Source organism: Paenibacillus vandeheii (assembly GCF_030433635.1).
Lineage (GTDB): Bacteria > Bacillota > Bacilli > Paenibacillales > Paenibacillaceae > Paenibacillus > Paenibacillus vandeheii.
On record NZ_JAROCD010000029.1, the window covers coordinates 23,871 to 30,705 of the forward strand.

The 6,835-nt window shown below is 44.2% G+C and carries 7 protein-coding genes; 4 read left to right on the top strand and 3 right to left on the bottom strand.

From position 1 onward, the window contains the following. Nucleotides 1–143 precede the first annotated feature (143 nt). Both P5G61_RS31450 and P5G61_RS31455 read right to left on the bottom strand, forming a co-directional pair. On the bottom strand, nt 144–1,352 hold the full coding sequence (locus P5G61_RS31450) for an MFS transporter (RefSeq protein ID WP_301250067.1): 1,209 nt from the start codon (nt 1,350–1,352) through the stop codon (nt 144–146). A gap of 275 nt (nt 1,353–1,627) precedes the next feature. Then, a complete protein-coding gene (locus P5G61_RS31455) occupies nt 1,628–1,984 on the bottom strand; it encodes a hypothetical protein (RefSeq protein ID WP_301250068.1) in 357 nt (118 codons plus the stop codon). Between the two features lie 164 nt (nt 1,985–2,148). On the opposite strand from P5G61_RS31455, the gene P5G61_RS31460 reads away from it, so the two are divergent. After that, nucleotides 2,149–2,889 (top strand): class I SAM-dependent methyltransferase, encoded by a 741-nt coding sequence (locus tag P5G61_RS31460; protein ID WP_301250069.1) that lies wholly within the window; start codon nt 2,149–2,151, stop codon nt 2,887–2,889. Between the two features lie 172 nt (nt 2,890–3,061). On the opposite strand, the gene P5G61_RS31465 is transcribed toward P5G61_RS31460, so the two are convergent. Then, complete coding sequence (locus P5G61_RS31465; RefSeq protein ID WP_301250070.1) at nt 3,062–3,706, bottom strand: GntR family transcriptional regulator; 645 nt, start codon at nt 3,704–3,706, stop codon at nt 3,062–3,064. Between the two features lie 155 nt (nt 3,707–3,861). On the opposite strand from P5G61_RS31465, the gene P5G61_RS31470 reads away from it, so the two are divergent. The 3 genes from P5G61_RS31470 (at nt 3,862) to rocF (ending at nt 6,473) form a co-directional block, all read left to right on the top strand. Continuing rightward, nucleotides 3,862–4,131 carry a hypothetical protein gene (locus P5G61_RS31470; protein ID WP_301250071.1) on the top strand — a complete coding sequence of 90 codons (270 nt, stop codon included), beginning with the start codon at nt 3,862–3,864 and terminating at the stop codon, nt 4,129–4,131. Between the two features lie 128 nt (nt 4,132–4,259). Continuing rightward, nucleotides 4,260–5,453, top strand: coding sequence for an ornithine--oxo-acid transaminase (locus tag P5G61_RS31475; RefSeq protein WP_301250072.1), 1,194 nt, complete (start codon nt 4,260–4,262; stop codon nt 5,451–5,453). A gap of 51 nt (nt 5,454–5,504) precedes the next feature. Then, entirely contained in the window at nt 5,505–6,473 is a 969-nt protein-coding gene (gene rocF / locus P5G61_RS31480) for an arginase (RefSeq protein ID WP_256984865.1), read from the top strand. Nucleotides 6,474–6,835: the final 362 nt, after the last annotated feature.

The window sequence follows — 6,835 nt, forward strand, 5'->3', positions numbered from 1 at the left end:
TTTTTTTAAGTTCAACCTGACATCTTGTACAAAGGTAAGGGTATTAAATATGAAGTTCCCGGCATTCGTTTTGGCGAATGCCTTTTTTATATGCGCGTACACTTAGTGGTGGAGTGGGTGGTATTCAGAAAAATAACATGATTTTATCGAGAAGGATTGCTAGCTTCTGTTGAGGTGGATTTTATAACACTTATCCCTAAACCGATAAGTAGAACTGCTGTTCCGACATATAGAGGTGTGAGGCTCTGCTCAAAAAGAGAAGCCAATAAAGGTCCTATTGCAACCCCAAGATCAGTCACAATCGTATAACCCGTCATAATTTCGGTTTTATTCTGGTTTTCTTTAGCCGTCTTGTCTGCTGCTAATGTGTCACATAAAGTGGTGGCTATGGTTGACATGAATTGCATAACCAAAAGTATGAGGATGGCTAAAAAAATTGTGGAAGGAATTGATATAAGTACCAAGGTAAAAGCGGTTGAAATCAATGCCATCGCTAATAATGGACTTCTAATTCCTTTTGTGTCTGTTAATTTACCTACTTTTGGGGACACAAAAGGTTCCCAACCCGACTTCAGAGCTTGAATGATACCAGATATAGACGCTGCGCCTATAAGTAACCCTAACACACTTATATTATGTGGTATATGGAACTCAACAATCCTGCTAAGGGTGAATGCAATAATCCCGAAGTAAATCATATGTATAAGAAAGCCACTGAGAAACAAAGGCCTGTTTTTTTTCTCGAAAAGCAGATGAATCAATTTAGCAGGTATTTCCTTTTTAATCGGTCGAGATATTCCGTGTGGGATGATATGGTAAGCGAGCGGTATGCAAAGTAGAGCTATTATCCCGAATGTTATCGTGACAAATTTGAGACCGACTAACTCGGTCAATAATCCGCCTAGCAAAGCTCCGCCTAAATGGCCAAGCCCCCATAGACTATTATATGTCCCCATCAATTCACCCCGGTTTTTATCGCTCGACAACTCTACGACGGTTAACAAACCGCCAATCCGCAATAAAGTCCAAGCAGCTCCCCAGACACATCTCATAATTAACAGCCAAATAAATCCCTTTAAAAATCCGTAAGACAGTGTAGAAATAAACGCTAGTATTATTGCGACAATTACCCCTGTTTTTTTGTCAAAGCGATTATAAAACCAGTTAACTAATGGATTTAGGGGAAGCCTTAAGAGCCTGTTTATTGAAAGTAAAACACCTGCTTCCCATAAACTTCTAAGTCCAAAGTCTCTCCAATATATCGGTAGTACAACATAAAGCATTGCATTTCCAAGAAGACAAATCGCAGTAATAATAGCTATTCCTGCTACAAATTTTTTACTTTCGATCATAGCTTCCTCCCAATAAATATTTTTTAGTTATGTATTACACACCTGCATATTATGATTCCGTTCATGTTTCCTGAAATATCTCATAACACCTAAAACTCGTCAATATATTTCTTTTTTTACAATTATATGGAACGAAATTAACAATTGAATGTTAATTATCGAATTAATTTCTTGATAAATATACGAATAGCCCCTAGGCCGATTACATTTACTTTTAAAAAAAGAACCTAATCGCCTTAAAGCGAGAAGGTTCTTTGGTCTTTGGTACGAAAAGATTAGATGAACAGGAACGGCAGCAGAAACAGTGTTGCTACCAGAGCGAGGTCAATCCCTGCTCCATAGCCGTAACCTCCGTAACCCCCACCGTATCCTCCATAGCCATAAGGACCATAGGCTGAAGATTTAACTTTCTTTGTTGCAACTGCGTTTTTTTTGCTGCTTTTTACAAGCTGCTCTTTGGATTTGACTGAACACAGCCGTGGTCCCTCGAAACATCCGTTCAAATAAATTTTGCCATCACGACATTGACCAAGCGTACCATACATATGCCTACCGTCGTTCATAACGAGACAAACGGAACGTCCAACGTGCGGAGAAACCGTTTCTTCACATATCGGATTAATTCTGTACATGTAAATCCTCCTCATTAGGTGCGGTTGCCGCTTGAAATCAACGGTTTGTATATCATAGTAAAGAGAGGACGAATTGGTATGGACGGGTACCCGGAATTTATATAGGGAGGAGCCGTTTTTCAGTCTGCTCCATACACTGGAGGGAGTGAAAGGGAGGGGATGTCATGGATTATCATGATTTGCTGGCCCGGCTTGGAGAAGGGAGTGCCCATCCGGGAGGGTTTACAGCAACGATGCAGCTGTTGGATATGCTGTCTCTGCCTGCGCATAGCAAGGTGCTTGAGGTGGGATGTGGTACAGGGAGGACGGCTTGTTATTTGGCACGAAACGGATATCGGGTAACAGCCGTTGATCTTAATCGGCAGATGTTGGAGAAAGCGGTGCGCCGCGCAAGGCGGGAGCGCTTGGATATTCGTTTTATTCAGGCGGATGTGAAATCATTACCTTTTCCGGATCATTATTTTGATGTGGTATTTGTAGAATCGGTCACCATTTTCACCCAGTGGCGAAGTACCCTTGCGGAATATAAGAGAGTATTGAAACCAGGTGGTCTCTTTATTGATCGGGAGATGGTGTTATCCGGAAGAAAAACTGAGGTGATGAGTCGTAGGCTGAAACAATTTTATGGAATTAGGACATTGGCAACCATGACCACATGGAAGAAACGTCTCAGACAGAGTGGATTCATTGAAGTCTTGGTCAAGGAACAATCTCGTTCGATGGGAAAGTGGGGCGTGGATCATGATCCTCATCGGGAGATGGATATGAGCTTGTTTGAGGATGAGCGTGTGCAGCGTATGGGCCGCACGAATGATCGTTTGCTTGCGAGATATGGCAAAAGGCTAGGTTATGCGGTTTTTGAAGCAAAGACACCAATGGATAACGGAAGTAAACAGAAAGGGTAGGATTGTCTGTTAGCGGAGAGAGTACTTCATCATGAATTAGCAAAGTTGGTTGGTACCAAATCTGCATCTAAAAAAGCAACCCACTCCAAAGTGGATTGCTTTTTTGTTCTCGGACTCTAAATTTAATCCAATGAGTGTGAAGGTGCGTTCACTCCAGACCTGGGTCAACTCATTACAACATATCGTTATCGATAATGCGCCAGTGGTGCTTCAGCAGGGCTTCCAGTTGTGGTTTATCCTTGGCTCGAAAAGCGCTTAAGATTTGGCGATGTTCTTCATTTACTTCATTAAGCACACCGGATAGCCTCGGCTTGTTGTCGCTAACATACGACTGACGAATAAAGCTGTTTTTTAAGGTGTTTAACATCTCGATGACAGTCGCGTTGCCGCAGCACTGGATGTACAGGTTATGGAATTGATATTGATTCTTACTGTAAGCAGCCAGATCAAGCTGGGTAATATCCTCATCCATTCGTGCAATAAGGGCCTCCATCTCCAGGAGCTCTGACGGTTTGAGTTGGTCTGCTGCAAGCGTAGCAGCAAGTGCCTCAAGCGCTCCAATGGCCTGGGAGAACTCGAGTTTTTTGCCAGCATCAAAAGGAGTAACGATAAATCCCCTGCGTGGGATATATTGCAGAAGATTGTCAGAAGCGAGCTGGAATAAGGCTTCCCGGGTAGGCGTGCGGCTTATGTCCAGTTTTTTGCATATCTCCGCTTCATTAATCTTCTGATTGGGGAGCAATGTCCCATCCTGAATTTTCTGCGCAATGTAATCGTAAACGTGATCTTTCAAGGACCGGTATTTGGGTGCCTCCATACCGAATCCCCCCTTCTTTATATAGTGATGATTGAATGTGTGAGGGTGTAAGCCCTGTAATGGTGCGCCGTTCGGGAGTTTCAAGTTTTTATCATCTTAACACCGAGGGGGGAGTTGGGCAAGCAAACTTAATGATCTAAAATAGTGTTATCTCCATGTTACACAAATTACTTATTATGGAAATCCGGACCTTTCGTAACATGCTTCCGGCTATCGGCAATGAATTGATTATTATCATTAAAGATTCCTCACCTGTTTCCATGATCGGAATTGCTGAGATTATCTATACAGCCAGAGCCGTTCAAGGAGCTACCTTCCAACCGCTTGCCCCGCTCCTTGTTGCTGCTGCCCTCTATTTTGTAGTCACAATTTCGTTGGCCAACCTGCTTACCTGGCTGGAACGCAGGCTTTCAATATCCTGTTAACGAGAATAAGGACTGTTAAATTAGGTGATAGCGGAAAAAGTAAGCAGGAGTCGTAAATGGTCGTGGCGAAGCATACATTGATATTGTATTTTGTATACAATATAATCAAAGAGAGGTGCTGGGAGTATATGTCAGATTCGAAAATGTTAATGGATTGGTCGGAACGTTATGCTGCACCTAATTATCATCCGCTCCCTATCGTCATTGAGCAGGCGGAGGGAGTATGGGTCGAGGACCCGGAAGGTCGCCGTTATATGGATATGTTAAGTGCATATTCGGCATTGAATCATGGGCACAGACATCCAGCAATCATTCAGGCCCTGAAGGATCAGGCGGATCGGGTAACATTAACATCACGGGCATTTCACAGCAGTGCGGCATCACTTTTTTATCAGAAGCTCTCGCAATTTACAGGTAAACCCAAAATTTTGGCCATGAACACGGGTGCTGAAGCGGTCGAAACAGCCGTGAAAGCAGTACGAAGATGGGCGTATCGCTGCAAAGGTGTACCGGATAACCAAGCTGAAATCATTGTGTGCTCAGGGAACTTTCATGGAAGAACACTGACCGTCACCTCTTTCTCATCTTCAGAAGAATACAAAAAAGACTTTGGACCGTTTACACCCGGATTTAAGATCATTCCTTACGGCGACATTGAAGCGCTGAAGCTGGCGATCACACCATACACGGCTGCTTTTCTTGTGGAACCCATTCAGGGGGAAGCTGGCATTGTCATTCCGCCTGCAGGATATCTTGCTGAAGCCTTTACGTTATGCAAACACCATCAGGTGCTAACCGTGGCGGATGAGATTCAGACTGGATTCGGAAGAACGGGACGCCGTTTTGCCTCTGATTGGGAGGGGATTGAGCCGGATATCTGGATTATGGGGAAAGCACTGGGTGGGGGAGTAATGCCCATCTCAGCTATTGCTGCTAATGCAGAAATACTGGATTTATTTGAACCGGGTTCTCATGGCTCCACATTTGGGGGTAACCCACTCGCTTGTGCCGTGGCTGTTGCAGCGCTGGAAGTTCTGGAAGATGAGAAGCTTGCAGAGCGATCAGAGCTTCTTGGAAACTATTTTATGAAACAGCTTCAGGGAATTCGCAGTTCCGCTGTGCGTGAGATTCGAGGTAGAGGGTTGTTCATCGGTGTTGATCTGCATGTACCTGCACGTCCATATTGTGAGAAATTGATGTCTGTTGGACTGCTCTGTAAAGAAACCCATGAGACAACGATCCGCTTTGCGCCACCACTAACCATCACGGAGGCTGAGATCGACTGGGCACTGGAACGAATTGCTCAGGTGCTGGGTGACTGAATCAAACCTTTCTTTCATTACTTCATATAAGCGGCGAAGGAGCTGACCTACATGGGAAACAATGATATGGAATCTGCAGGAACGCTGAATGCTTCTAATGAAACAAGTCAATTACTTTTGCGTCATCATGACGTTGCCATCATAAAGGTTCCTTTTGGATTAGGTGGGGCACGAGGCGGTGCTGAGTTAGGTCCGGATGAACTAATTACAGCAGGATTGAAACGTGAAATTGCAAGCCTTGGGTTAAATGTATCAAAAGAGATCCGTGTAGATTGTCCCTCAGAGTCGGTTACTCCAATTGAACGCAACCGTGTGAAATATTTATCTGAGGTAAGCCAGGTGAGCGAGAGAGTATGCAATGAAGTGTCTGGTGCGATAGCAGGAGGTGCTTTTCCACTTGTTCTGGGTGGGGATCACAGTGTGGCCATAGGTTCTCTCGCCGGGTTGTCAGCACATTATTCCAAACTGGGTGTGATCTGGTTTGATGCCCATGCAGATTTGAACACAGAAGAGCGTAGTTTATCTGGAAATATGCACGGGATGAGTGTAGCTGCGGCTTTGGGGCATTCTGCATTTAACTTGTCTCATATTCCGGGTGCGGGGCCGTTCGTTGATCCTTCCAATTTGGTCTATATTGGCTTGCGTGATCTGGATGAATATGAAAAGGAACAGATTCGGGCCCTTGGCATTAAAAGTTTTACGATGCACGATATTGACCGGATAGGGATACAACAGGTTGTTGAACAAGCGCTCGCTGTAGTCGGGGAAGGGACGGATGGTATTCATATTAGCTTTGATATGGATTGTCTTGATCCGCGTGAAGCTCCGGGTGTGGGCACTCCGGTACCAGGAGGGTTAAATTACCGTGAAGCACATTTTGCACTGGAACTGCTTGCTTCCACTAACCGAGTCACGTCCATGGATCTGGTGGAGGTTAACCCGCTGTTTGATCAGAACAGACATACGGCCCGCCTCGGAGTAGAGTTAATTGCTTCAATGCTGGGTAAACGGATCTTATAGGGATGATAGCTAATACGTATGAGGATGGATTCAAGCTTATATAGAAGGTAAGGTCCAATCATATTCAAGTTGAGGTTATATAAGAGCCAGGGTCAGTTTCCTCCATACAATCTTCATCTAATTGAGGATAGGTATGGTGACTTCCCTGGCTATTGTTATTGGGTGCCCTTCTGACTATTGCGACTTTCTATTCCCATGAGGAGCGTTGGGTATTTATACGAGGAGCCTCTACAATAGAAGAAAGAGATTCTAGGGTGTCTATCGAAAATGAGATTCAAATCTTTTTTGAAAATAAAGCTTGCGTTCCGAATCTGTACATGGTATATTCTAATTCCGGCCAAGAAAACACGAGAAACACGGTG